Annotated in this window: 22 protein-coding genes; 6 read left to right on the top strand and 16 right to left on the bottom strand. The window is 68.7% G+C overall.

Annotated elements, in window-relative coordinates; translation table 11 throughout:
- Positions 1 to 21: 21 nt before the first annotated feature.
- The gene (locus AC1DBX_RS09260) at positions 22 to 495 is read left to right on the top strand and encodes an SRPBCC family protein (RefSeq protein ID WP_476856985.1); all 474 of its coding nucleotides are present in this window, start codon (positions 22 to 24) and stop codon (positions 493 to 495) included.
- Positions 496 to 529: 34 nt separating this feature from the next.
- Here the strand turns inward: AC1DBX_RS09260 and AC1DBX_RS09265 are convergent, their stop codons facing one another.
- From AC1DBX_RS09265 to AC1DBX_RS09300, 8 genes are all read right to left on the bottom strand, one after another.
- Entirely contained in the window at positions 530 to 1,399 is an 870-nt protein-coding gene (locus AC1DBX_RS09265; protein WP_476931595.1) for a DUF4031 domain-containing protein, read from the bottom strand.
- Between the two features lie 119 nt (positions 1,400 to 1,518).
- The gene (locus tag AC1DBX_RS09270) at positions 1,519 to 2,856 is read right to left on the bottom strand and encodes an FAD-binding oxidoreductase (RefSeq protein ID WP_476931596.1); all 1,338 of its coding nucleotides are present in this window, start codon (positions 2,854 to 2,856) and stop codon (positions 1,519 to 1,521) included.
- Positions 2,857 to 3,032: 176 nt separating this feature from the next.
- Positions 3,033 to 3,524 carry a carboxymuconolactone decarboxylase family protein gene (locus AC1DBX_RS09275; protein WP_476873673.1) on the bottom strand — a complete coding sequence of 164 codons (492 nt, stop codon included), beginning with the start codon at positions 3,522 to 3,524 and terminating at the stop codon, positions 3,033 to 3,035.
- Positions 3,525 to 4,240: 716 nt separating this feature from the next.
- Positions 4,241 to 5,257: a glycerate kinase gene (locus AC1DBX_RS09280; protein ID WP_476931597.1), complete on the bottom strand. Its 1,017-nt coding sequence runs from the start codon at positions 5,255 to 5,257 to the stop codon at positions 4,241 to 4,243.
- Positions 5,258 to 5,261: 4 nt separating this feature from the next.
- Entirely contained in the window at positions 5,262 to 6,194 is a 933-nt protein-coding gene (kce, locus tag AC1DBX_RS09285) for a 3,5-dioxohexanoate:acetyl-CoA acetone transferase (RefSeq protein ID WP_028275471.1), read from the bottom strand.
- 69 nt (positions 6,195 to 6,263) lie between these two features.
- Positions 6,264 to 7,028 (bottom strand): SDR family oxidoreductase, encoded by a 765-nt coding sequence (locus AC1DBX_RS09290; RefSeq protein WP_476856980.1) that lies wholly within the window; start codon positions 7,026 to 7,028, stop codon positions 6,264 to 6,266.
- Positions 7,029 to 7,113: 85 nt separating this feature from the next.
- Positions 7,114 to 8,433 carry an MFS transporter gene (locus AC1DBX_RS09295; protein ID WP_476849780.1) on the bottom strand — a complete coding sequence of 440 codons (1,320 nt, stop codon included), beginning with the start codon at positions 8,431 to 8,433 and terminating at the stop codon, positions 7,114 to 7,116.
- Between the two features lie 167 nt (positions 8,434 to 8,600).
- Positions 8,601 to 9,659 carry a LacI family DNA-binding transcriptional regulator gene (locus AC1DBX_RS09300; protein WP_230008957.1) on the bottom strand — a complete coding sequence of 353 codons (1,059 nt, stop codon included), beginning with the start codon at positions 9,657 to 9,659 and terminating at the stop codon, positions 8,601 to 8,603.
- A gap of 575 nt (positions 9,660 to 10,234) precedes the next feature.
- Here AC1DBX_RS09300 and clpB point away from each other — a divergent pair.
- Positions 10,235 to 12,892 (top strand): ATP-dependent chaperone ClpB, encoded by a 2,658-nt coding sequence (clpB, locus tag AC1DBX_RS09305; protein WP_476931598.1) that lies wholly within the window; start codon positions 10,235 to 10,237, stop codon positions 12,890 to 12,892.
- 16 nt (positions 12,893 to 12,908) lie between these two features.
- Here the strand turns inward: clpB and AC1DBX_RS09310 are convergent, their stop codons facing one another.
- On the bottom strand, positions 12,909 to 13,679 hold the full coding sequence (locus tag AC1DBX_RS09310; RefSeq protein ID WP_476931599.1) for a septum formation family protein: 771 nt from the start codon (positions 13,677 to 13,679) through the stop codon (positions 12,909 to 12,911).
- Between the two features lie 293 nt (positions 13,680 to 13,972).
- On the opposite strand from AC1DBX_RS09310, the gene AC1DBX_RS09315 reads away from it, so the two are divergent.
- Positions 13,973 to 14,206 (top strand): DUF3073 domain-containing protein, encoded by a 234-nt coding sequence (locus AC1DBX_RS09315; RefSeq protein ID WP_018774150.1) that lies wholly within the window; start codon positions 13,973 to 13,975, stop codon positions 14,204 to 14,206.
- A 263-nt stretch (positions 14,207 to 14,469) separates the two neighbouring features.
- Positions 14,470 to 15,252 carry a VOC family protein gene (locus tag AC1DBX_RS09320; RefSeq protein WP_230009603.1) on the top strand — a complete coding sequence of 261 codons (783 nt, stop codon included), beginning with the start codon at positions 14,470 to 14,472 and terminating at the stop codon, positions 15,250 to 15,252.
- A gap of 142 nt (positions 15,253 to 15,394) precedes the next feature.
- On the opposite strand, the gene purM is transcribed toward AC1DBX_RS09320, so the two are convergent.
- The 3 genes from purM to AC1DBX_RS09335 form a co-directional block, all read right to left on the bottom strand.
- Positions 15,395 to 16,564 (bottom strand): phosphoribosylformylglycinamidine cyclo-ligase, encoded by a 1,170-nt coding sequence (gene purM, locus AC1DBX_RS09325; RefSeq protein WP_223913416.1) that lies wholly within the window; start codon positions 16,562 to 16,564, stop codon positions 15,395 to 15,397.
- Positions 16,561 to 18,237, bottom strand: coding sequence for an amidophosphoribosyltransferase (gene purF / locus AC1DBX_RS09330; protein WP_476871832.1), 1,677 nt, complete (start codon positions 18,235 to 18,237; stop codon positions 16,561 to 16,563). Before purF ends, purM begins: the two co-directional genes overlap by 4 nt.
- A 64-nt stretch (positions 18,238 to 18,301) precedes the next feature.
- Entirely contained in the window at positions 18,302 to 18,682 is a 381-nt protein-coding gene (locus AC1DBX_RS09335) for a hypothetical protein (RefSeq protein ID WP_476931600.1), read from the bottom strand.
- An 89-nt stretch (positions 18,683 to 18,771) separates the two neighbouring features.
- Between AC1DBX_RS09335 and AC1DBX_RS09340 the strand changes: the two genes are divergently transcribed.
- Positions 18,772 to 19,620: a class I SAM-dependent methyltransferase gene (locus AC1DBX_RS09340; protein ID WP_476931601.1), complete on the top strand. Its 849-nt coding sequence runs from the start codon at positions 18,772 to 18,774 to the stop codon at positions 19,618 to 19,620.
- 128 nt (positions 19,621 to 19,748) lie between these two features.
- On the opposite strand, the gene AC1DBX_RS09345 is transcribed toward AC1DBX_RS09340, so the two are convergent.
- From AC1DBX_RS09345 to AC1DBX_RS09355, 3 genes are all read right to left on the bottom strand, one after another.
- Positions 19,749 to 20,699: a hypothetical protein gene (locus AC1DBX_RS09345; protein ID WP_476931602.1), complete on the bottom strand. Its 951-nt coding sequence runs from the start codon at positions 20,697 to 20,699 to the stop codon at positions 19,749 to 19,751.
- A 200-nt stretch (positions 20,700 to 20,899) separates the two neighbouring features.
- A complete protein-coding gene (gene bcp, locus AC1DBX_RS09350) occupies positions 20,900 to 21,379 on the bottom strand; it encodes a thioredoxin-dependent thiol peroxidase (protein WP_028275479.1) in 480 nt (159 codons plus the stop codon).
- A gap of 313 nt (positions 21,380 to 21,692) precedes the next feature.
- Positions 21,693 to 21,878 carry a hypothetical protein gene (locus tag AC1DBX_RS09355; protein ID WP_476931603.1) on the bottom strand — a complete coding sequence of 62 codons (186 nt, stop codon included), beginning with the start codon at positions 21,876 to 21,878 and terminating at the stop codon, positions 21,693 to 21,695.
- On the opposite strand from AC1DBX_RS09355, the gene AC1DBX_RS09360 reads away from it, so the two are divergent.
- Entirely contained in the window at positions 21,853 to 22,551 is a 699-nt protein-coding gene (locus AC1DBX_RS09360; protein WP_476931604.1) for a serine hydrolase, read from the top strand. The two genes, AC1DBX_RS09355 and AC1DBX_RS09360, sit on opposite strands and share 26 nt — an antisense overlap.
- A gap of 51 nt (positions 22,552 to 22,602) precedes the next feature.
- Here AC1DBX_RS09360 and AC1DBX_RS09365 read toward each other — a convergent pair whose 3' ends face one another.
- The gene (locus AC1DBX_RS09365) at positions 22,603 to 23,100 is read right to left on the bottom strand and encodes a peroxiredoxin (RefSeq protein WP_476931605.1); all 498 of its coding nucleotides are present in this window, start codon (positions 23,098 to 23,100) and stop codon (positions 22,603 to 22,605) included.
- Positions 23,101 to 23,107 lie beyond the last annotated feature (7 nt).

Genomic DNA, 23,107 nt, shown 5'->3' on the forward strand with positions numbered 1-23,107 from the left:
AGCAATCCGAGGGAGAGGACCATGAGCCAAACGGCAAATGGCGACACGGACCTCATGCTGGTCATTGTCCGCGAGTTCAGGGCGCCGATCCAGGGTGTGTGGTCGGCTTTGACGGACCCGGACCAGGCTCCGCAGTGGTGGGGTCCGCGCGGCTTCCACGTCCCGCGTGAGAGCGTCGACGCGGACCTCGAAGTCGGCGGCCTGTACCGCGCCTGCATGATCCAGGACAGTACCGGGCAGCAATTCTGGTGGAGCGGGGTGCATACCGATGTCGAGCCGCCGCACCTGTTCGTGTTCACCCATGCCTGGGACAAGCCGGACGGAACCCGCGGCTTCGAGACCGAGGTGACGATCCGGTTGGAGGAGATCGACGGCGGCACGCAGATGACCTTCGCCCAGGGGCCGTTCGACTCCGCGGAAAGCCGCGACCGCCATGGCGAAGGGTGGCGCGAGTCGTTCGACCGGCTGGCGAATCACCTCAGCGTGGCTGCCTGAGCCGCCGGCCGCCGGTGGGAGGCCGGCACACGGCTCACGCGAGTTCGCCCTTCAGGTTCCGGCGGGCCGCGTCCAGCCACAGTGTCCGGCCGCGGTCGGTATGGAAGAGCGGATCGAGCTGCAGCAGCTGGCGGACGACGGCGGCGCGGCCGGCGGCGAAGTCGGCGTCGCCGATGTGGGCGAAATCTTCCCTGACGGCGGCGAGGTAGCGGGCGTAGGCCTCCGGTTCCCCGCCGAGGACGGAGAGGTCGGCGTCGCTGAGCAGGGCGCCGTCGTCGTCTCCGGGCTCCGGACAGTGGTCGGCCGTCAGCAGCACCAGGCGCACCACTTCGTCCACCTCGGCGGCCGGTAGACCGGCATGTCGGAGCCGGTCGTCGGCCAGCCGTGCCGACTCTTCCTCGTCCTGGCCTGCCACGCCGCGGTAGACGGCGTCGTGGAACCAGGCGGCCAGCAGCACGGTGCGGGGCGGATCGGCGGGATCGCACAGCAGGTCCAGGGCTTCCAGCACCGCCAGCAGATGGGTGCGGCCGTGGTACTTCCGGTGTTCCTCGCCCCAGCGGTCCAGCAGGTCCAGGAAGAGGGCGTCGTGGCCCGGCAACGCCTCGTTCCAGCGGTTCAGGAGCGGGACCCGGAGGGCCTTGCCGCGCCGTCGGGCCGGGATCCGCAACCCGCTGGCGATCAACTTTCGGACGAGGACCCGGCCCTCCACAGGAATGGCGCCGGCCGCCACCAGGGCCTCGTACCGGGCCTCGGCGACGTCGTAGTGGTCGCCGTCGAACGCTCGCCCGGGGATGCCGGCGGCTGCGGCGAAGGCGTGCAGTTCCGCGAGCGACGTGTCCGAGACCAGATGGGAAAAGTGGGTTCCGTGGGCAGGCCAGAGCGGCGGATCGACGTAGACGGCCATGGTGGCAGTCTAGTCCCGACCGCGGACACGCGCGGCCCGGACTGCGCGCACCGGTGCGGGCACCGGGAGGGCGCCGCCGTCGGGGTCATGCCGCGACGGCGGGGCCACCGCCGTTGTGGTCACACCGCGACGGCGGGTCGGATGTTCTGGTTCCCGCGGAACACGTTCCCGGGATCAAACTCGCGTTTCACTTCTGCCAGCCGGTTGTAGTTTTCGTCGCCGTAGGCCGCGCGGATCCGGGCCTGGCCTTCGTCGCCGATGAAGTTCAGCCAGACGCCCCCGGTCGCGTAGGGGGAGATGTCCTGGCGGAAGCGTTTGACCCATGCCTTCGCGTCCTGCCCGCCCTGCGGGGTGTCGCCCAGGCCGAACGGGTGGCTCACCCAGTTGGCGGTCCGGTTCAGCAGCGGGGTGGCCGCGGCGGCCGGCCCGCTCACCGCCCCGCCCCAATGGGCGATCAGTTGCTGGGAGCTTGGTCCCGGGAGGTTCCGGGCCGAGTCGATGATGACGTCCAGGGCGTCGTCGGAGAGTTCGTCGTGGTAGTCGGCGCTCCAGTAGTTGTACTTGCCCGGCGGGTCGTCCAGGGAGCACTGGAAGTCTGCGTAGCCCGTGTCTTCCACCAGGTCCACAACAGGGCCCAGTTCCCGGTATGCCTTGGCATGTTCTTTGCCTTCCTCGGCATCCCCGGCGAAGACATACACGACGTACACCGCCATCTTGCCCACCATGGCCGCGGGCACGAAGGGTTCCGCCGGTGCAATCCCGTAGATGAGGGTGGCGGACTCTTCGTTGGGAGCCGCGGAGGCCAGGTCCCGGTATCCGCGGCTGAGTTCCGGGGCCGCGTCCCCCGGCCACATCAGCACCCCGGCATGCACGCGTGGCCCCAGCTGATGCAGGCCGAACGTAAACGAGGTGGCGACGCCGAAGTTCCCGCCGCCGCCGTGCAGGGCCCAGAAGAGTTCGGGATTCTCCTGGGCGCTGGCCCTCACCTGCTCGCCGGTGGCCGTGACCAGATCCACGGAGACGAGGTCGTCGCAGGCGAAGCCGAAGGCGCGCTCGAGCCAGCCGGACCCGCCCCCGAGCGTGAAACCCGCGAGCCCGGTCGTGGAGACCCGCCCGCCTGTGATGGCGAGGCCGTATTCCTGGGTGGCGCGGTCGAACTCGCCGCAGGTGAGGCCCGCGCCCACCGTGGCAGTGCGGGCCTCCGGGTCCACCCGCACGGATTTCATCGGACGAACGTCGACCACGAGGCCGCCGTCGTTCATGGACATGCCGGCCACGGAATGGCCGCCGGCCCGGACGGCGACTTCGAAGCCGTGTGTCCGCGCGTATGCCAGCGCCTCGGCCACCCCTACCGGGTCGGCGCACGGGGCAATGACGGCCGGATGGCGGTCGATCATCGCGTTGAAGAGTCTTCGTGTTTCGTCGTACTCCGGGTGACCCGGCCTGACCCACCTCATGGCAGTGCTCCCTCGGTGACCGCGGCTCCGCCCCACTTTTCGAGCTTACGACTGCACGCCAGTTGTGGCTACGGCCCATTGCTTAGCCAGCCGCGCACCGCCGGCGCCTTAGTCGCGGACACCTGTCCGCCGACCGGGTGTTCTGGTGCGGGCGGCTGGCGGGAGTAGGCGGTGGTTTAGCCGCGGGCGTCGCGGACCGGGTGCTGGCTGACGATGGAAACCCGGTTGAACGCGTTCATCGTAATCGCCAGCCAGCTGACGGCGGAAAATTCTTCGGCCGTCAGGTGCCGCCTGGCCTGTGCGCCTTCATGGTCGCGGGTATGGGCGTCAGAGATGGTGGTGATGGCCTCGGCCAGCGTCAGGGCTGCACGTTCCTTTTCGGAGAACAGGGTGGTGTCGCGCCATGCGGGGAGGACGGCCAGGCGCTGGGCCGACTCGCCGTTCTTGACGGCGTCGCCCACGTGCATGTCCAGGCAAAAGGCGCAGCCGTTGATCTGCGAAATGCGGACATTGAGCAACTCGATGAGGGTGTCGTCCAGCCCGGCCTCGGTGGCGGCTTCCTTGGCTTTCAGGCCCAGCCCGTTGAGTGCGCGCCAGGCAGCGGGGTGCGCCTTGTCAAGGAATATGCTCCGGTGCCCGGGATCCTGCGGTGCCGTCGTGTCATTCATGAATTCCACAATACCGACGGGCCTCGGCACGGCCCGGAGCGGCGTGTGACAATTTTGTCAAACCTGTGACAAGCTTTGGAGGTGGGAGTGTTTGGTTCGGCGGCCGGCTCCTTGGGGGACCCGGCCGCCGGACCGCTCCTTCAGAGCCGGGCCTCCCGGGCAGCTACTTTCGAGCCGGGCCAGACTTCGCACCGCCGAGCTCCGCTAGGCCGGGCTTCACGAGCCGGGCCGCATTAACCGGGCCACATTAACCCGACGACTCCTTCTGAGCCGCTCCTTCCGAGTCGCGCCCTCCTAGCGGTGCCTTCCGGGCCGGGCCAGGCTTCGCGCCGCCGAGCTCCGCCAGGCCGGGCTTCACGAGTTGATTTTCGCCAGTTCCCGCTGGGGGGACATGTCCAGTTTTCAGCCAATCGTGCGGCCGCGGGAGGACATGTCCAGTGGCCACGTCCGGCAGCGGGGCACATGTCCACTCTTAAGGTCCGGGTATGGGCACAAAGGGCGTATGTCCACTGGCACGGGGCGGCGGAGGGCACGTCCGGTGGTCACACGTGGCAGCGATGGGCATGTCCATTTTTTGGGCAATTTTGCGGAGCGGGGGAGGGCATGTCCCTTGGTCACGCCGGGCAGCGGAGGACATGTCCAGTCTTCAGGCCCGGGGATGGGCACAAAGGGAGTATGTCCACTGGCGCGGGCCAAGGAGGACATGTCCCGCGGACTCACAGGTGAGCAGGAGCAGCGCCAGCAGCAGGGGAAGCCGCCGAAGCCGCGCGGGCCAGTTCCGCCCCCGCCGCCTGCATGGCTGCCGGATCTCCGGCCACGATGATGCGGGCAAAGCTGTCTGCGTAGTCGCCAAGGTCCGGATCCACCGATCCCACCACCGCGTACACCGGCGTGGTGCCGGCACGGGCCAGGATGGCACCGATGATCTTCCCCTGGCCGGTCTGGGAATCCAGCCGGCCCTCGCCGACCACCACCGCGCTGCTGGCCGCCAGTTGCGCGTCGAAGCCCAGCAGATCCAGGACATAGTCCGCCCCTGACACCAGGCGGGCGCCGTAACGGGCCCACATTCCGCCGGAGAAGCCACCCGCCGCGCCGGTCCGGGCCACCAGACGGGGATCGCGGCCGTAGTCCCGGGCGAACTCCGCCGCGAGCAGTTCGAGTCTGTGTGTCAGCAGCTCAACCGCGGCCGGCCCGGCTCCCTTCTGCGGCCCGAACACGCGTGCGGCGTCGGAAAAACGCGTCGTGACATCACTCAGGATCACCAGCTCGGCACCGCGGAGCCCGCCGCGTTCCTCGATCGCGGCGATGGCGCCGGCCCCGCCGTCGGTGGTGGCCGAGCCCCCTGCCGCCACCACGATGCGGCGTGCGCCGTGCCGGGCGGCCTCCGCGATCAGGACGCCGGTGCCGTACGTGCTCGCCGTCAGCGGGTCCCGGCCGCCGGCGGACGGCAGGTTGAGGCCGCTCGCGACGGCCAGTTCGACGACGGCGGTCCCGTCGGCGGTGAGCTCGACCGCCGCCTCGAGGGGTTCGCCCCACGGCCCGACCGTGGTGACAAGGACGGGCCGGGCGTCCAGACCGCGGGCGAGGGCCTCGGTGGTGCCCTCGCCGCCGTCGGCCACGGGCAGCTCTCGGGCCGCCGCGCCGGCCGTGCGGATGCCGGCCGCGATGTGCCCGGCCACCTCGGAAGCCGTGAAGGTGCCCTTGAAACTGTCCGGGGCCACCAGGATGCTCATCGGCTCAGAACCCTACGTTTTCCCGGCCCTTGAGCTGCAGCATCTGCCGCGCCTCGTCGGGGGTGGCGACCTCAAAGTTGAGGGCTTCCAGGATGGTGCGGATCCGGGTGACCTGTTCGGCGTTGGACGCGGCGAGCTGCCCGGGACCGATCCACAGGGAATCCTCCAGGCCCACCCGGACGTGGGAGCCCATGGCGGCGCCGATCGTGGCGAGCGGCATCTGGTTCCTGCCGGCGCCCAGGATGGACCACTCATAGTCCTCGCCGAGCAGGCGGTCCGCCGTGCGGCGCATGTGCATGAGGTCCTCGGGGTGCGCGCCGATGCCGCCGAGCAGGCCGAAGACCGACTGGACGAACAGCGGTCCCCTGGCCAGCCCGCGGCCGTGGAAGTGCGCGAGGTTGTTCAGGTGCGAGATGTCGTAGCACTCGAACTCGAAGCGGGTGCCGTTCTGGTTGCCGATGCCCAGGATGGTCTCGATGTCCTGGAAGGTGTTCTTGAAGACGAGGTCGCGGCTCTTTTCGAGCCCCTCGCGCTCCCAGTCGTGGCCGAACTCGGTGAAGCGGTCCAGCATCGGGTACAGCCCGAAGTTCATCGAGCCCATGTTGAGTGAGGCAAGCTCCGGCTTGAACAGCGCCGCCGGCTGCATCCGCTCCTCGACGCTCATGTGCGGCGAGCCGCCCGTGGTGATGTTGATGACGGCGTCGGTGTTGCGCTTGAGCTTGTCCAGGATCGGGGCGAAGTGCTCGGGGTCCTGGGAGGGACGGCCGTCCCTGGGGTCGCGGGCGTGCATGTGCACGATCGCGGCGCCTGCCTCGGCGGCGCCGATCGCGGCGTCGGCGATCTCGTCGGGGGAGACGGGCAGGTGCGGGGACATGGACGGGGTGTGGATGGCGCCGGTGACGGCGCTGGTGATGATGACTTTGCGGGCAGCAGCCATGGGAATGTCTCCTTGGTGGGGCGGGCGGCGGCCTGGGGCGGACCGGCTCCCCAGGCAGTTCAGTTCAGGTCAGTAGAGCTTTTCGGTGTTGCCGTCCACGGCGAGTGCCTGGCCGTTGACGTTGCGGGCCATGTCGCTGGCCACGAAGGCGGCCATGTTGGCGATGTCCTCGGCCTCGATCAGCCGGCCCAGCGAGGACTGGTTGTGGTACAGCGCGGACACCTCGTCCGCCGGCAGCTCGAGCATCCGGGCTTTGGCGGCGATCACGGAGTCGATGCGTGGGCCGTTGACGGCGCCGGGGCAGATGGCGTTGACGCGGATGCCGTCCGGGCCAAGTTCGATCGCGAGGGTTTTGGTCAGCCCGACGACGGCCCACTTCGACGCCGAATAGGCGCTGCGGCCGGCCATGCCCAGCCGCCCGGCGGCCGAGGACAGGTTCACGATAGAGGCGCCGCTGCCCTCGCGCAGCAGGGGCAGGGCATGCTTGATGCAGAAGAACTGGCCATGGATGTTGACGTCGAAGGTTGCCTTCCACGCCGCGGCGTCGAGGGATTCGAGGGGCCCGGTGGGACCGGCGATGCCGGCGTTGTTGACGAGGACGTCGAGGCCGCCCATTTCGTCCCGGACGGTGTCCATGAGTTCGCGGACCTGGCCCTCGTCCGAGACGTCGCTGACCGCGGCGAGGAGCCCGTTGACGCGGGCCTTGTCGACGGCGTCGGGGTCGATGTCGGTGACGAAGACGGTGGCGCCGAGTTCCCGGAACTTGCTGGCGATGGCCAGGCCGATGCCGTTCGCTCCGGCGGTGACGAGAATGCGCTTGGCGGTGAAATCCATGAGTAGTCCTTGCAGTGAGATGGCTTGCGGACCCGCTCCGAACGCGCGGCGGGGCGCATCCGGAACGGGCGGTGGGAGCAGTGCGTCAGTGGGCGGCCGGAACAATCGCGGGCTTCTCCGTGCCGCGCTTGAGCAGCAGGGACAGCAGCGCGCCGATGACGCACATGCCCACGATGAACCACAGGCCGGAGAGCTTGGAGCCGGTGGCGTCCTGCATGAAGCCCATGACGTAGGGGCCCAGGAAGCCGCCGCAGAGGCCGATGGTGTTGACGAAGGCGATGCCGCCGGCGAGGGCGGCGCCGCTGAGCCGGGTGGCCGGGTAGGTGAAGAGAATCGGCTGCAGGGCGAAGAAATTGAAGGCGGCGAGGCAGAAGCCGATCATGCCCAGCAGCGGCCCGCCGACGGCGCCGAGGGCGAAGCCGGCGACGATGCCGGTCATGGTGCCGGTGACCAGCATCCGGGAGCGGCGGCCGTCGGTGGCGAAGCGGGGGACCAGCAGGGCGCCCGCCGCGGAGAAGATCCACGGGATGGCCGTCAGCAGGCCGATCTGCAGCGGGCTGAGCTTGCCGTACGTGCCGATGATGGAGGGCAGGAAGTAGGACAGGGCGTAGACGGCGATCTGGTGGGTGAAGTAGACGCCGACAACGAGGAGGATCTGCTTGTCCTTCAGGACATCGCGGAGCAGGTGGTTGCCGGAGGCCGCGGCGCCGGCGGTCTCCTCGGCGGCGATGCGGGCCTCGAGATCGGCGGCTTCCTCGGCGGTGAGGAACGTCGCCATGCTGGGGCGGTCCGGGAGCTTCTTCCAGACGACGTAGGCGAGGACGCAGGCCGGGAGTCCTTCGACGAGGAACATCCACTGCCAGCCGTGCAGGCCGCCGAGCCCATCAAAGGTCAGCAGCAGCCCGCCCAGCGGGGCCCCGACAATGTTGGCGATGGAGACGCCGAGCAGGAACATTCCGTTGGCCTTGGCGCGGTCCTTGACCACGAACCACTGCGTCAGGAAGTACATGACGCCCGGGAAGAGTCCGGCCTCGGCCACGCCGAGCAGCATCCGCATGATGTAGAAGGACCATTCGCCCTGGACGAAGGCCATGCCGGCGGAGATGATGCCCCAGGTGATCATGATCCGCATGATCCAGAACCGGGCGCCGACCTTGTGCATGATCAGGTTGGACGGGATTTCGGACAAGGCGTAGGTCAGGAAGAACAGCCCGGCGCCGATGCCGTACGCGGTGGCCGAGATGCCGAGGTCGATCTCCAGCCGGTCCTTGGCCATACCGATGTTGGTGCGGTCCAGGAAGGCCATGATGTAGGCGCCGATCAGCAGCGGCATGACGCGGCGTAAGATCACGCCGTTGATTTCCTGTGGCGTGCGCATCTTCTTTGTTGCGGATACAACTGACATGGGTCGGGGTCCTTGGCTCGTGGGCGGGATAGGTGGTCAGAGCGGGCATGCGGAAAGGGCAAACGGGAGGCAGACGGCCGCGGCAGTGCGCGCGGCGCGTGGTTCGTCAGGGTCGCGGGAACGGGTAGGGCTGGCCGCGGACGGGCCGGCCCGCGTGTAGCGCGGCCTCAGCTGTCAGGAGGCGTGCAGCCGCACGTCCGCCCGACGTGCAGGCGGTGCCGGCACACTTTCGAGGTATAGGTGGCGGACGGGGAATCGATGCGTTTGAGCAGCATGGCGAACGCCTCGTTGGCCATTTCCTGCTGCGGTTGGACAATGCTGGTCAGGTTGATCAGCCCGGAGCGGCTGTGCGGCAGCCCGTCACAGCCGGCGACGGCGACGTCGTCCGGGATGCGCAGGCCGCGCGACAACGCGTATTCCATGACGCCGATGGCAAGCTCGTCGCTGCCGCAGACCACGGCCTGCGGCGGCGTTCCGGCCGAGAAGAGCCGCTCCGCCGCCAGCCGGCCGCCCTCGTTGTTCACCCTGGTGCTGATCTTCCGGTCGCCGCTGATCGTGATGCCCGCCGCGGCGGCTGTGCGGACAAACGCCTGTTCGCGGGCCAGGGAGGCCGTTGAGAACCGGGGGCCGATCACGGTGGCGATTTCGGTGAAGCCGTGGCTGAGCATGTGCTGCATCAGCGTGGTGGCTGCGGCGTCGTCGTCGATCCCGACGAAATCCGAGTCGAGGAAGTCCGCCCGGCGGGACAGGCACACGTAGGGGATGCGGGCCGCCCTCAGGGTGCGGAGCGCGGTGGCGTCGTCCCGGAGCGAGGCGGCCAGGATGATGCCATCGACGTTGCGGTGCGCGAGCGTCGAGGTGACCTGGGCGAGCACCTCCGGATCGTCCTGGGTGGTGGCGACGAACACTTCGTAGCCGGACTCCGCCGCGGCCGTAATGACGCCCTGCGCCCAGCGCGGAAACATCGGATTGATGATGTTCGGCAGGATCAGCCCGATGACCCGGGTCCGCTGCGGGTCGGTTGACTGCGACGGCTTACGGGGCCTGAAGCCGAGCTCGTTCGCCACGTGGATGATGTGGCGCCGGGTCTCGGGCGAGACGCCGCCCTTGCCGTTGAGGACGTAGGAAACCGCAGCCGAGGAAACCCCCGCGGCGCGGGCCACAGCAGCGGCCGAAACCGGCGGTACGGGGCCGTCGACGGTGGCGCTTACGGCGTGTTCGTGCATGTCCGGCCCTCCTTCGCGTCGGTTCGTTTTGCTGTGACCCCAGTTACAGTAAGGAGCCCGTCGATCGTTAAGCAACGTTAAGTCATTCACGCGGGCCGTGCAGACCGACTGCTGCCGGACATGCTCATTGTTCGCGCCCGGGCCGAGGGGACATGCCCATTGTTCGTGCCCGGGCCGGGGGGACATGTCCATTGTTTGTGCCCGGGCCGGGGGACACGTCCATTGTTTGTGCCCGGGCCGGGGGACATGTCCAGCCGTGGGCCCGGGTGCTGGGCATGGTGGCACTATGTCCACTCTTCGGGCGCGGGGGAGGGCATGTCCCACGGCGGGCGGGGTGCCCAGGGGAGGGCATGTCCAGCGGCGGGGGTGCCCAGGGGAGGGCATGTCCCGCGGCCGGGGTGCGCGGCCGGGGTGCGCGGCAGGGGTGCGCGGCCGCGGGGCGCACGGTGGCCGCGGGCGGTCGGCCCTGGACAGGCGTTTCGCTGTCGGCAAACATGGAGCCAGCCCCCCTCTTATCAAAGTTGAGCGATGTAGACTCAACTTTGATATCAGAACCATTCCGGAAGGAGCCCTCGTTGGACGCCAAATTCACCACCAAGAGCCAGGAGGCCCTCGCTGCGGCCGCCATGAACGCCTCGACCGCGGGCAACCCGCAGCTCGAGCCCGCTCACTTGCTCAAGGCCCTCATGGACCAGCGGGAGGGCGTCGCCGTCGCGCTGCTCCGCGCCACCGGCGCCGACCCGGACGCCGTCAGTGTCCAGGCGAGCACCGCCATCAAGGCCCTTCCGTCGACTTCCGGGAGCAGCGTGCAGCAGGCGCAGTTGTCCCGGGCAGGGCTGCAGGCGATCAAGAATGCCCAGAACGAGGCGGAGCGGCTCGGGGACGCCTTTGTTTCCACCGAACACCTGCTGCTGGGCCTTGCCGCCGGGAGCGACGGCGTCGGGAAGCTCCTGCGCGAGGCCGGCGCCTCCCACGAGGCACTGCTGGCCGCCCTCCCGGGCGTCCGCGGCGACCGCAAAGTGGACAACGCGGACCCGGAAAACTCGTTCCAGGCGCTGGAGAAGTACGGCACGGACCTCACTGCGGTCGCCCGCTCGGGCAAGCTGGACCCTGTGATTGGCCGCGATGCCGAGATCCGGCGGATCATCCAGGTCCTGAGCCGCCGCACCAAGAACAACCCCGTCATCATCGGCGAGCCCGGCGTCGGCAAGACCGCCGTCGTCGAGGGGCTCGCCCAGCGGATCGTGGAAGGCGACGTGCCCGAAAGCCTGCGCGGCAAGACGCTGATCGCCCTGGACCTCGCCTCGATGGTGGCCGGGGCGAAATACCGCGGCGAATTCGAGGAGCGGCTCAAGGCTGTCCTGGAGGAAATCAAGAACTCTGAGGGGCAGATCGTCACGTTCATCGACGAGCTCCACACGGTGGTGGGTGCCGGCGCCACCGGGGACAGCTCCATGGATGCCGGCAACATGCTCAAGCCCATGCTGGCCCGCGGCGAGTTGCGCCTCATCGGTGCGACCACGCTGGACGAGTACCGCGAGAACATCGAAAAGGACCCCGCCCTGGAGCGCCGGTTCCAGCAGGTCTACGTGGGCGAGCCCAGCGTGGAGGACACCATCGGCATTCTGCGCGGCCTCAAGGAACGCTACGAGGCCCACCACAAAGTCTCCATCTCCGACTCCGCCCTCGTGGCGGCCGCGACGCTCTCCAACCGGTACATCTCCGGCCGGCAGCTGCCGGACAAGGCGATCGACCTCGTGGACGAGGCCGCGTCCCGGCTGCGCATGGAAATCGATTCCGCCCCGGAGGAGATCGACCAGCTGCGCCGCCAGGTGGACCGACTGACCATGGAGGAACTGGCCCTGGCCAGCGAGACCGATCCCGCCTCGGTGGAACGGCTCGCGGCCCTGCGGGCGGACATGGCGGACAAGAAGGAGGAACTCGCGGGCCTGAACGCCCGGTGGGAAGCCGAGAAGGCGGGCCTGAACCGGGTGGGCGACCTGCGGGCCAAGCTTGACGAGCTCCGCTCCGCCGCGGACAAGGCCCAGCGCGAGGGGGACCTGGAGACCGCATCCAGGATCCTCTACGGCGAGATCCCCGCCCTGGAACGGGAACTGAACGCCGCCGCCGAGGCCGAAGCGGCCGTGCCGGACAAGTCCGGGCAGATGGTGGCCGACCAGGTTACCGCCGACGACATCGCCGAGGTGATTTCGGCCTGGACCGGCATCCCCGCGGGGCGCATGCTCCAGGGCGAGAGCCAGAAGCTGCTGAACATGGAGCACGTGCTGGGCGAGCGGCTGATCGGCCAGAAGCAGGCCGTCGCCGCGGTCTCCGACGCCGTGCGCCGCGCCCGCGCCGGGATCAGCGACCCCAACCGGCCCACCGGCTCGTTCCTGTTCCTCGGCCCCACCGGCGTCGGCAAGACCGAACTCGCCAAGTCCCTCGCGGACTTCCTGTTCGACGACGAGCGCGCGATGGTGCGGATCGACATGTCCGAATATTCGGAGAAGCACTCCGTGGCCCGGCTCGTCGGGGCGCCTCCCGGGTACGTCGGCTATGAGGAGGGCGGCCAGCTTACCGAGGCCGTGCGGCGGCGCCCGTACTCCGTGCTGCTGCTCGACGAAGTGGAAAAGGCCCACCCGGAGGTCTTCGACATCCTCCTGCAGGTGCTCGACGACGGCCGGCTCACCGACGGGCAGGGCCGCACCGTAGACTTCCGCAACGTGATCCTGGTGCTCACCTCGAACCTGGGCAGCCAGTTCCTCGTGGACCCCAACCTCGACGCGGCGGCCAAGAAGAACGCCGTCATGGCCACGGTGAACGCCTCCTTCAAGCCGGAGTTCCTTAACCGGCTCGATGAAGTGGTGCTGTTCGATCCGCTGAGCGTGGAGGAGCTCTCCCGGATCGTGGAACTGCAGGTCAAGGAGCTGGGCGAGCGGCTCAAGGGCCGCCGGCTGAACCTCGAAGTTACCGAGGGTGCCCGCGCCTGGCTGGCCGTATCCGGCTTCGATCCCGCGTACGGCGCGCGGCCGCTGCGCCGCCTGGTGCAGCGCGAGATCGGCGACCGGCTGGCAAAGGCCATCCTGGCCGGCGAAATCGCCGACGGCGACACCGTCCTGGTGGACACCGCGCCGGACCTGATGGAACTCACCATGGGCGGGCTGGGGGACGGGGAGCTGACCAGCGGCGGCGCGGCCACGGGCACCGGGCTCTCGGTCCGGCGCAAGGAGTAGGCGCCGCCGGGCAAGCCTAGGGCAGCAGGGACTCCTTGATGACGTTTCCGCCGTTCGTCGCGGCGTAGCAGTCGACCCGCCGGTCGCCCATCTCCCAGCTGCGCGGGCTCGGGTAGGCCAGCTTGTAGCTCAGGTCGTAGTCGCCGGCCTTTGCCGTGAGCGGAGCCGCCTTGCAGGCATCGCGTGCCTTCTGCTTGAGCTGGTCCCGGCCGGGGTACGAGTCATCTGGCCCGTATTTTTCCACGGCGACCAGCTGCGCCGAGTGGCCGGTGGCGCAATCCACGACGGTGGACTGTTGCGCATCCGGGTCGAAGTCCTTGAAGCAGTCCCGCAGCTGGAAGTCCAGGGGGCTGACGCCCTCCAGCGGCAACGCCCCGCGGCTGGCGGGGGCGGACGCCGACGAAGCGGCGGGGGCCGTTCTGTCGTTTTCTGCGGAGGCCTGGCCGCTGCCGGCAAATGCGGCCACAGCCCACCAGACCAGAAGCGCAAGCACCACGAGGACGGCCGCGGCCACGCCGAGCCGCTTTGGCCCCTGCCGGCGGATCCGGCGGACCAGGGGGCGTGCCCGCCGTGAGAGAGCCTTCTTGGTGCGTGAGAGCGCTTTCCTGGCGCCGGCGAACGCGGTGCCGGCAAGGGCCGGGCGCGCGGGTTTCGCCGCTGCGGGTGCCGCCGCAGGATTCGTGGGCCGCGCACGGTCGGCTGTAATGACGGGCAGGGCGGACGTCGGCGGCCTCGAGGGCGGCGGCGGGATGGCCCCGGCGTCGTTCCTTGGATTCTCTTCGGTCACTGAGAAATTCACCACTTCCGTGCGTCTTTGCCGGGGCTGGAGGCCCGGCGTAGCGGCCCTTTTCTGGGCGCACATCACGAAACTCTATCGAAGATGCGCGGCACCGCGCATGCGCCGGTGGCTCCGGCCACCGTTGCGGGAGGCGCCACACTGTCCACAGGGGGCGGGCCGGCGAGCAGTTGGCGCCGAAAGCATGTAATCTAGGTGTACGACAAATTGACCAAACATTCCGGGGCCTCACCTATCGCCAAAAGGTGACCACCTCCGGTCCAAGTACAAAAGGGGGTCACGCCATGGGGCGCGGCCGTCAAAAGGCAAAAGCTACCAAGCAGGCTCGGGACATCAAGTACTACTCCCCGAACACTGACTATTCGGCCCTCCAGCGCGAGCTCACGGGCCCGGGAAGTCGTGCCACGAGCCACTTCGCGGATGACCCGGTTGAACCGGATTATTCAGCGTATGTGGATAAGTACGCGGACGATGTGGAAGACGACGACGACGAGGTTGATTCCCGTCGCATAGGTTAGTCGACGCTTCCTTCCGGCAGTTTTCTCCGGGGGATCCATCCGGCACCGCGGTGCCAGCCAAAGATTTTCAGGCCGCCGGCCACACCTGTAACAGGCGTGGCCGGCGGCCTTTCTTGTGCCCGCAGCCTTCCGTATCCGGGCCGGCCGGCTGGCCCGCGCTGCGCCGCGGATGAGCCGGCGCAGTTGTCACCAGCGGGGCACCGGGCTACGTTGTTCGTGCCGGATTTTCCCGGACGCCACACCGATGCCCCGGAAGGACTGCCATGACCATGCGCAAAGGATTCGCCGAGGGCGAGCTCTGCTGGACAGACCTCCAGACCCCCGACGTGGAGACAGCGAAGGTCTTTTACACGGAGGTTTTCGGCTGGCGGTACGAAGACCTGCCCACTCCCGACGGACGCAGCTACGCGAAAGCCTTCCTGGGCGACGACCTGGTTACCGTGCTCGCTCCGCAGAACGCCCGGCAGGAAGCCGCGGCCGAACCGGGCCGGTGGAACGTGTATTTCGCGGTCGACGACGCCCGGGACCTGGCCGCCGAACTGGCGCATTCCCCCGGGCACCTTGAATTCGGCCCCGAGGAGATCGGTGACACCGGCGTCATGGTCTTCTTCGCCCCGCCCGGCGGCGGAACCACCGGGGCCTGGCAGGCCGGCAGCCACATCGGAGCCGGCCGGAGCCAGGAGGCGGGCACCTTGGCCTGGGCTGAACTGCTCACGCCGGAACCGCAGGCCGCCGTCGGCTTCTTCCAGCAGCTCTTCGGGCACGACGTCACCGAATACCCCCAGGACGACGGCGGCACCTACACCACGCTCATGGTGGGCGGCGCCGAGGTGGCCGGCATCGCCCGGGTCCCCGGCGACGCGCAGGACACCCTCGAGCCGGGGTGGCAGGTCTACTTCGGCGTCTCCGACGTCGCAGCGGCGGTGCAGGCTGCGGTGGCCGCCGGCGGCGTCGTGCTGATCGAACCGGACGAGGTCGAGGAAGCCGGAACCATCGCCACCCTCAAGGATCCGCAGGGCGGCGTCTTCAGCCTGCTGGAGGTTTAGGACCGCGGCTTAATCGGATCGAGTGCTTCCCACCGGCCCCCTCGCCTCGCAAGCTCGGCCAGGCAACCCTGCCGGCGTGGGCCCAGCTGCCGTTTTGAGACCTCAAAACGGCTGGGGAGCACTCGACGTGGGTCGGGCCCGTTTAGGCGTAGGCGTTGACCAGCCGGACGGCGCCGCCGTCGACGCCCTTGGCGCCCTGGACGTAATCCGGGCCGGTCTTGAGGACCGCATCCGAGTTCTGCTCGACGGTGCCCATGATCCAGGACGGCAGGCCGCGGTCGTTGAGCCGGTTCACGGCGGCGTCGGCCGCTTCCGGCGAAACAATGGCGACCATGCCCACGCCCAGGTTCAGGGTGCGCTCGAGGTCGGCCAGCGGGACGTTGCCGAGCTCGGAAACCAGCTTGAAGATGGCCGGGAGCTCCCAGGTGGAGCGGTCGACGGTGGCCAGCAGGCCCTGCGGGAGGACGCGGGCGAGGTTGGCTGCGAGGCCGCCGCCGGTCACGTGGCTGAAGCCGTGGACGGCCTTGCCGCCCGCGGAGCCGTTCACCGGGAAGGTGCGGGCGAGGTCCAGGCAGTCCGCGGCGTAGACGCGGGTGGGCTCGAGGAGCTCCTCGCCCAGGGTGCGGCCTAGCTCGGAGACCTGGCGGTCCAGGGCCCAGCCGGCGTGGTTGATGACGCGGCGGACCAGTGAGTAGCCGTTGGAGTGCAGGCCGGAGGAGGCCATGCCGATCACCACGTCGCCGGCGCGGACGCGGTCCGGGCCGAGCAGCTGGTCGGCCTCGACAACGCCGGTGGCGGCACCGGCGACGTCGTACTCGTGTTCCCCGAGCAGGCCGGGGTGTTCGGCGGTTTCGCCGCCCACCAGGGCGGTGCCGGCGACCGAGCAGGCGGCCGCGATGCCACGGACGATGTCGGCGATGCGCTCCGGGACCACCTTGCCGCAGGCGATGTAGTCGGTCATGTACAGCGGCTCGGCGCCCACGACGACGATGTCGTCCACCACCATGCCGACGAGGTCGTAGCCGATGGTGTCGTGGATGTCCATGGCCTGGGCGATTGCCACTTTGGTGCCGACGCCGTCGGTGGAGGTGGCCAGCAGCGGGCGCCTGTAGGTAAGCAGCCGGGAGACGTCGTATAGGCCAGCGAACCCGCCGACGCCGCCGATCACCGAGGCGTTGTGGGTGGCCTTGACGGCGTCCTTCATGAGTTCGACGGCGCGGTCTCCCGCTTCGACGTCGACGCCGGCGGAGGCGTAGGTGATGCCGGCGTTCTGGGCGGCGTTCATGTCAGCGGCCGGGGAGGCGGAAGTCATACTGGCTCTTTCTTGTCGGCTGTGGTGACGCGGTCGGCATCGGTGAGCAGTTCTTCGAATTCGGAGTCCGGCCCCGGATCGCAGCCGGTGGCGCCGGCCTTCTCGGCCGGATCGTCGGCGATGGAGGTGCCGGGTTCGGCGTCGGAGGCGGCACCGGAGGGCGCCGCGGCGGAATCAGCCGCGCCGGCGGCGGTTGGGAGGCCGCCGAGGTCGGTGCGCTCGAGCAGGTTCTTGCCGAGCTTGTCAGCGCCGGGCAGCTCAATCGGGTACTTGCCGGTGAAGCAGGCGGTGCAGAGACGCTCGCGCGGCTGGCGGGTGGCGTCGATCATGCCGTCTTCGGAAATGTATGCGAGCGAGTCGGCGCCGATGGCCTGGGTGATCTCGTCGATGGTGGCGCCGTTGGCGATCAGTTCCGCCCGGGAGGCGAAGTCGATGCCGTAGAAGCAGGGCCACTTGACCGGCGGGGAGGAAATCTTGATGTGGACGCTTGCGGCGCCCGCCTCCCGGAGCATCCGCACGATGGCGCGCTGGGTGTTGCCGCGGACGATCGAGTCGTCCACCACCACGACACGCTTGCCGCGGATCACGGATTCGAGGGCGTTGAGCTTGAGCCGGATGCCGAGCTGGCGCAGCGTCTGCGAGGGCTGGATGAACGTGCGGCCCACGTAGGAGTTCTTGACGAAGCCGTGCGCGAAGGGGATGCCGGATTCTTCGGCGTAGCCCACCGCCGCGGGGGTGCCGGATTCGGGCACGGGAATGACGATGTCCGCTTCCTGGGTGTTTTCGCGGGCCAGCTGGCGGCCCATTTCGACGCGGGATTCGTACACCGAGCGGCCCGCAATGGAGGCGTCCGGGCGGGCGAGGTAGACGTATTCGAAAACGCAGCCGGCCGGCGTCGCCTCGGCGAAGCGCTGCGAGCGGACGCCGTCCTCGTCGATCGCGATGAATTCGCCGGGTTCGATTTCGCGGATGAAGCTGGCGCCGACGGTGGCGAGGGCGGACTGCTCGGAGGCAACCACCCAGCCGCGTTCAAGCCGGCCCAGGCACAGCGGGCGGATCCCGTAGGTGTCGCGGGCCGCGTAGAGGGTGCCCTCATCCATGAAGACGAAGCAGAAACCGCCCTTGATCATGGGCAGCAGCTCCATGGCCGTCTGCTCCAGGGACTTGCCCTCTTCGCCCTCCAGGAGCGCGGTCACCAGCGCGGTGTCGGACGTGTTGCCCTGCTTCATCTCGCCGCTGAGGTTTCCGCCGTTGCGGTCCTCGATCATCGCCTTGAGCTCGGCCGTGTTGGTCAGGTTGCCGTTGTGGGCCAGGGCCACGGTGCCCGTGGACGTCGCGCCCAGGGTGGGCTGGGCGTTGGCCCAGTGGCTCGCACCGGTAGTGGAATAGCGGCAGTGGCCGACGGCCAGGTGCCCGGTCAGGGTGTTCAGCGTGGTCTCGTCGAAGACCTGGGAAACGAGGCCCATGTCCTTGTAGACGTTGATCCGCTTGCCGTCGCTGGTTGCTATGCCAGCCGACTCCTGACCGCGGTGCTGCAGTGCATACAGCCCGTAGTAGGTGAGTTTTGCTACTTCTTCACCGGGTGCCCAGACCCCAAAGACGCCGCATGCGTCCTGAGGGCCTTTTTCGCCTGGGAGAAGATCATGAGAAAGTTTTCCATCGCCGCGTGCCACTGGTCGATTATCTCACGATGTGCGCTAAGACTTTTCCGGCGGCCGGTTTATGACCTGACGCCCTTCAGCGGAGGTTCCCGTCGCGGCCCTCGTCGTCGGCGTCCGGTGCGGATTCGACGACGGCGTGCTCGGCGCGGCGGACGCTCCGCCGGTCCAGGACCAGGGCGATCGCGGCACCCACGATGACGCCGCCGGCCGCGCAGAGGACCATGAAGAAGCCGAAGACCGAGGAACGGTCGAAGCTCGGGTCACCGGGCAGGGCATAGGCGATGATGGCCGCGACGGCCACGCCCAGGAGCCCGCCCAGGATCAGGAAGGGCACATATTTCGGGGCCCGGCGGACGGTGACCTCGCGGCGCTCCGGAACGCCGCCCTGAACGTTGCCCTGTGCCGGTTCCCGCTGGGGGTCGTTGCCTGGTGTGCCGGGGGTTTCGTGGGGAGACATGCCGTTAAGCCTACTGCCCTTCGACACATTGCCGCGGACCGCATCCCAGAGCAGACTAGGGCTAGGTACAGACGAGCTAAGGATCCGCCATGTTAGCCTCAGCCGACCGTGTTCGTGAGGAGCAGCGCTTGCTCTGGGATGAGTTCTCGGCGGGCTGGAAGAAATGGGACGCGGAACTGCTCGGCTGGCAGGCCCCGTTTGGCGACGCCCTCCGCCAGGAGCTCCGGCTCCGCCCCGACTCAGTGGTGCTGGACGTCGCGGCAGGCACGGGGGAGCCCGGCCTTAACGTGGCCGCCCAGGTGCCGGAAGGCCGTGTGGTCCTGACTGACATTTCGGCCGGAATGCTTCGGGTGGCCGAAGAGAAGGCATTGGCCCGGCGCCTGAACAACCTGGACTTTCAAGTGTGCGATTCTGCCGCCCTGCCGTTCCGCAACAACACGTTCGACGCCGTGTACAGCCACTTCGGTTTGATGTTCTTCCCGGTGATGTCCGCGGCCATGGCAGAGATGGCGCGCACCGCGAGGCCGGGCGCCCGGGTGGGCGCCGTCGTCTGGGGACGCGCGGCCGCAAACCCCTGGGCCAGCCTGATCCTGGGCACAATTGCCCGGCACCGGGAACTGCCCATTCCGGTCGCCGGGACTCCCGGGCTGTTCCGCTGCGCACCAGCCGGTTTCATGACCCGCATGTTCAAGGAGGCCGGGCTGGCCGAGGTGGCCGAGCACCAGGTCAGCACCGACCTGGTGCACGAATCCCCGGAGAGCTACTGGGAGTTCATGACCGACATCGCGACCACCGTGGCGATGGGCCTGGCCAAGGCGGACGCGGAGTCGCGGGCCCTGATCCGTTCGGATGTGTTCGCTCTGCTGGGCCGCTACGAGCACGACGGCGCGATCCGGCTCCGGTCCACCGCCACCGTGGTGGCGGGGACCAAGGTCTAGCCAGGCGGGCGGGCCCGGACTGTTTTTTGCGCCGTTTTCGGACAGGGGCTGCGGTTTCGGACGGGCGCGCCGGGGATCCGCGCTGCACGGGTCCGATTTCGTAGCGAATTCCCGGGAACGTGGCGGGATCAGCGCCGGCAGGACGGGAGCGGCCGCCGGGGAACGCCAGCCGCCGCCAGAAATGTGCCGAATGTTCCGGGATTGGCCAGCTCCGACCACGTCCAACGGATCACCCGGCGGCCGGTGGCACGAATCCGGTCCTCCCGGCGTTTCTCGTCGGTGAGGGCCTCTGCTGGCGTCCGGCCCTGGAGATACTCCGCCTTGCGGTACTTCACGAGGCCGTCGAACTCTCCGCAAAGCTGATCATCGGGCCAGTCAAAGTCAGTGAACGCCACTAGCCCGCGGGCATCACGAATTTCGACCTGAAGGAGGGGGACCCGGAAGCCGAGCCGATGCATCAGGGCGCGGCTCACCGATTCTCCAGGGGAGCCGGACGCAGGATCAGCAAACTGCAGGGCGGTCCGGATCCGCCGGGCCGCTGCTGCCGTGTAGTTGCCGCCGATGCCGGCGTCGAGTTCCCTGCGGCTGAGCGGTGCCAGGTTGCCAGGCCGCGGCCCCAGGACATGGTCGAATACCGTGACGCCCTGCTCAAACGATTCGAAGGCGGCCAGGTCCAGTGCTGTCCGGACACGGTCTGTGACCAGGAGCCCGTGACGTTCCTCGATCTGCACCGAGCCCAAATCGACCAGATGCCGGCGGACCCCGGCGCGCGAGCGCCCGCCGCCGCCGTCGGACGTGCAGGCATGTACCAGATGGCTGTGGCCCAGAACCGGCATGTCCCACAGCACAGCGGAGGACTGGCGGCAGAAGACGGTCCGGCTCCGCAATGTGGAAGCAGCCGCCCGGATGAGGACCCGATTCCTGTCCCACGGCGGCAGCGCCTCCCACTCGTGGGCCCGGACGTACACTCCCTGCCTGATGCGCCGGAGCTGCCCGGCTTTCGCCTGCCGTGCAAGGCCCCGTGCGTCCTGGCCGAGGCGCGCGAGGTCGCTGCTGAGAATCAGTCGGGGTAGGTCCATGCCCCGATGGTGGCCCGCGCTGCGGGGCCGGACAATCACCGGCGGAGCGGATGTGGAAAACTACTCCGCTGCGGCTTCGGACCGGCGCGCAGCTATGGGAACCGCGCGCCGCGGATCCGCGCTGCATCTGTCCGATTCCGCCGCGGTGGTCCGAATCCGCCGCGAGAACGCCGCGAGAACGCCGCGGGAGCGGTGCAGCGTTAGACGCCCAGTGCTTCCTTCAGCGACGCCACGTGGCCCTGGGCCTTGACCTGGTACTGCGCCAGTTTGACCTTGCCCTCGGGGTCCAGCACCACGGTGGAGCGGACGATGCCCTCCGTGACCTCGCCGTGGACCAGCTTCTCGCCCCACGCGCCGTAGGCGAGGGCCACGGCATGGTCCTCGTCGGCCAGGAGCGGGAAGGTCAGGGCGAAGTCGCCGGTGAAATGGGCCAGGGCCTCGGGGGCGTCGGGGGAGATGCCCAGGACCTCGTAGCCGGAGCCCTGCAGGGACGCGAGGTTGTCGCGGAAATCGCACGCCTCGGTGGTGCAGCCGGGGGTTGCCGCCTGCGGGTAGAAGTACACAATGACGTTCTTGCCGCGGTAGTCGGCCAGGGCAACCGGCTTGCCTTCGGCGTCAGGCAGGGTGAAATCCGGGGCCGGGGTGCCCGGCTGAAGCTTGACGGTCATGTTTGCGCTCATGATGATCCTTCGGGGGTGGACAACGGGTCTGTGATGCACAACATCGTGGACCGAGGCTGTATTCCGCCGCCTGGGTCTGGCAAGGACCCGTCCGGGGCGGCTTTGGCAGGCTTGGGGCCGACAGCTTTTTCATAGCTCCGGCATAGCTGCCGTAGCTAGATTGAAGTCATTATGGAACAGCGAAATCCACAGCAGCGACGATTTGGATTCGGGCGCACTTCCGGCCGCGGGCGCGTCGAGTGACCGTCCGGCCACGGGCCTTGATGGGTGCGGTCTGTGCAGCAGTGCTCGCGGTCGTCCTGGCCGCAGGTATCTATTCCTTTGCGCAAGCCCGCTTGACGGCGGCGAATCCCACGGCGGTGAATCCCACGACGGCGTCTGCCACGCCGTCTGCCGCGCCGACGGCGGAGGCCAGCGCGTCGCCGTCGGCCAGCCCCGATCCGGCGGTCCCGGCGGTCCCGGCGTCGAGCGCGGTGGACGCTGCCCTGGACGCGCGCATCCAGGCCATTCTCGCTGCCAACAGCCAGTACCAGATCGGCGTGGCGCTGGTCGGCCTCTCCCAGGGCGCCGGTACCGCGGACGTCCACGAATACGGTGTCCGGGAGAAATTCGTGGCCGCGAGCACAGCCAAAGTCCTGGCCGCGGCGGCCTACTACCACTTGGTCGAAACCGGGGCGGCCAGCCTCGATGGCCCTTTGGGGAGCTACACCGCCGGATTCCAGCTCCGGGAGATGATCCAGCAGAGCGACAATGACTCGTGGTCGCTGATCATGGACGCAGTGGGCCACGAGGAACTGACAGAGTACGCGGCGTCGCTGGGTGTGAGCTATGACCCGGAAACCAACACGCTGACACCGGCGGAAATGGCGACGATCCTGGCGGGGGTCTACTCCGGGACGCTCCTGAACGCCGGGGACACCGCCGAGCTGTTGTCCTATATGCAGGACACCAACTACGAAACGCTCATTCCCGCCGCCGTTCCGGAAGGGATCACGGTCTTCCACAAGTACGGGCTCCTGGGCGGTGAGCTGCACGACGCCGGCATCCTCGCCCGGGACGGCACCGCATACGCGCTGGTCATCTACACCAAGGGCCAGGACCTGAGCGACGTCCCGGAACGCACCGAAGTGATCCATCAGCTGACGCAGGCGGTGGCGGGCGCCCTCTTCTAGGCCGTTTCCAGCCCGCGCACGTCCGGGTCCGCCCGCATGGCGTCCGAGCCCCTAGATGCCAAGCTCCTCCCGCAGCGCCCGCACGTGGCCCTGCGGACTGACGTGGTATTGCGCCAAGAGCACGTTGCCATCGGGACCGACAACCACGGTGGACCGGACCGTGCCTTCGCGGACCTCGCCGTCCATCAGCTTCTCGCCCCAGGCGCCGTACGCGAGGGCCACAGCGTGGTCTTCGTCCGCGAGAAGGGGGAACGTGAGCGCATGCTCCGCGGCAAAGGCGGACAGGGCCTCCCGGGCGTCGGGTGAGATGCCAAGGACCTCGAAGCCTGCGCCGTGGAGGGCAGCGAGGCTGTCTCGGAAGTCGCAAGCCTCGGTGGTGCACCCGGGAGTGGCTGCGCGGGGGTAGAAGTAGATGATGACGCTTTTGCCGCGATAATCGGCCAGGGAGATCCGGCGGCCCGCAGCATCTGGCAGCGTGAACCCGGGTGCTGGATCTTCGCTGTGCAGCTTAGTGATGGCGTGCAGCTTGGTGGTCACGGTGGATTGCATGCAGTTC

The sequence above is a fragment of the Arthrobacter sp. 10N44_2 genome (assembly GCF_056394385.1).

Bases quoted from the DNA above. Each gene is read 5' to 3' on its own strand.
- AC1DBX_RS09320 (WP_230009603.1), top strand. From the start codon at position 14,470: ATGACCATGCGCAAAGGATTCGCCGAGGGCGAGCTCTGCTGGACAGAC.
- AC1DBX_RS09315 (WP_018774150.1), top strand. From the start codon at position 13,973: ATGGGGCGCGGCCGTCAAAAGGCAAAAGCTACCAAGCAGGCTCGGGAC.
- bcp (WP_028275479.1), bottom strand. From the start codon at position 21,379: ATGAGCGCAAACATGACCGTCAAGCTTCAGCCGGGCACCCCGGCCCCG.
- AC1DBX_RS09340 (WP_476931601.1), top strand. From the start codon at position 18,772: ATGTTAGCCTCAGCCGACCGTGTTCGTGAGGAGCAGCGCTTGCTCTGG.
- AC1DBX_RS09300 (WP_230008957.1), bottom strand. From the start codon at position 9,659: ATGCACGAACACGCCGTAAGCGCCACCGTCGACGGCCCCGTACCGCCG.
- AC1DBX_RS09295 (WP_476849780.1), bottom strand. From the start codon at position 8,433: ATGTCAGTTGTATCCGCAACAAAGAAGATGCGCACGCCACAGGAAATC.
- AC1DBX_RS09280 (WP_476931597.1), bottom strand. From the start codon at position 5,257: ATGAGCATCCTGGTGGCCCCGGACAGTTTCAAGGGCACCTTCACGGCT.
- kce (WP_028275471.1), bottom strand. From the start codon at position 6,194: ATGGCTGCTGCCCGCAAAGTCATCATCACCAGCGCCGTCACCGGCGCC.
- AC1DBX_RS09355 (WP_476931603.1), bottom strand. From the start codon at position 21,878: ATGCGCGCGTCCAGGGCAGCGTCCACCGCGCTCGACGCCGGGACCGCC.
- AC1DBX_RS09275 (WP_476873673.1), bottom strand. From the start codon at position 3,524: ATGAATGACACGACGGCACCGCAGGATCCCGGGCACCGGAGCATATTC.
- AC1DBX_RS09260 (WP_476856985.1), top strand. From the start codon at position 22: ATGAGCCAAACGGCAAATGGCGACACGGACCTCATGCTGGTCATTGTC.
- AC1DBX_RS09270 (WP_476931596.1), bottom strand. From the start codon at position 2,856: ATGAGGTGGGTCAGGCCGGGTCACCCGGAGTACGACGAAACACGAAGA.
- AC1DBX_RS09335 (WP_476931600.1), bottom strand. From the start codon at position 18,682: ATGTCTCCCCACGAAACCCCCGGCACACCAGGCAACGACCCCCAGCGG.
- AC1DBX_RS09345 (WP_476931602.1), bottom strand. From the start codon at position 20,699: ATGGACCTACCCCGACTGATTCTCAGCAGCGACCTCGCGCGCCTCGGC.
- AC1DBX_RS09265 (WP_476931595.1), bottom strand. From the start codon at position 1,399: ATGGCCGTCTACGTCGATCCGCCGCTCTGGCCTGCCCACGGAACCCAC.
- AC1DBX_RS09365 (WP_476931605.1), bottom strand. From the start codon at position 23,100: ATGCAATCCACCGTGACCACCAAGCTGCACGCCATCACTAAGCTGCAC.
- AC1DBX_RS09290 (WP_476856980.1), bottom strand. From the start codon at position 7,028: ATGGATTTCACCGCCAAGCGCATTCTCGTCACCGCCGGAGCGAACGGC.
- purM (WP_223913416.1), bottom strand. From the start codon at position 16,564: ATGACTTCCGCCTCCCCGGCCGCTGACATGAACGCCGCCCAGAACGCC.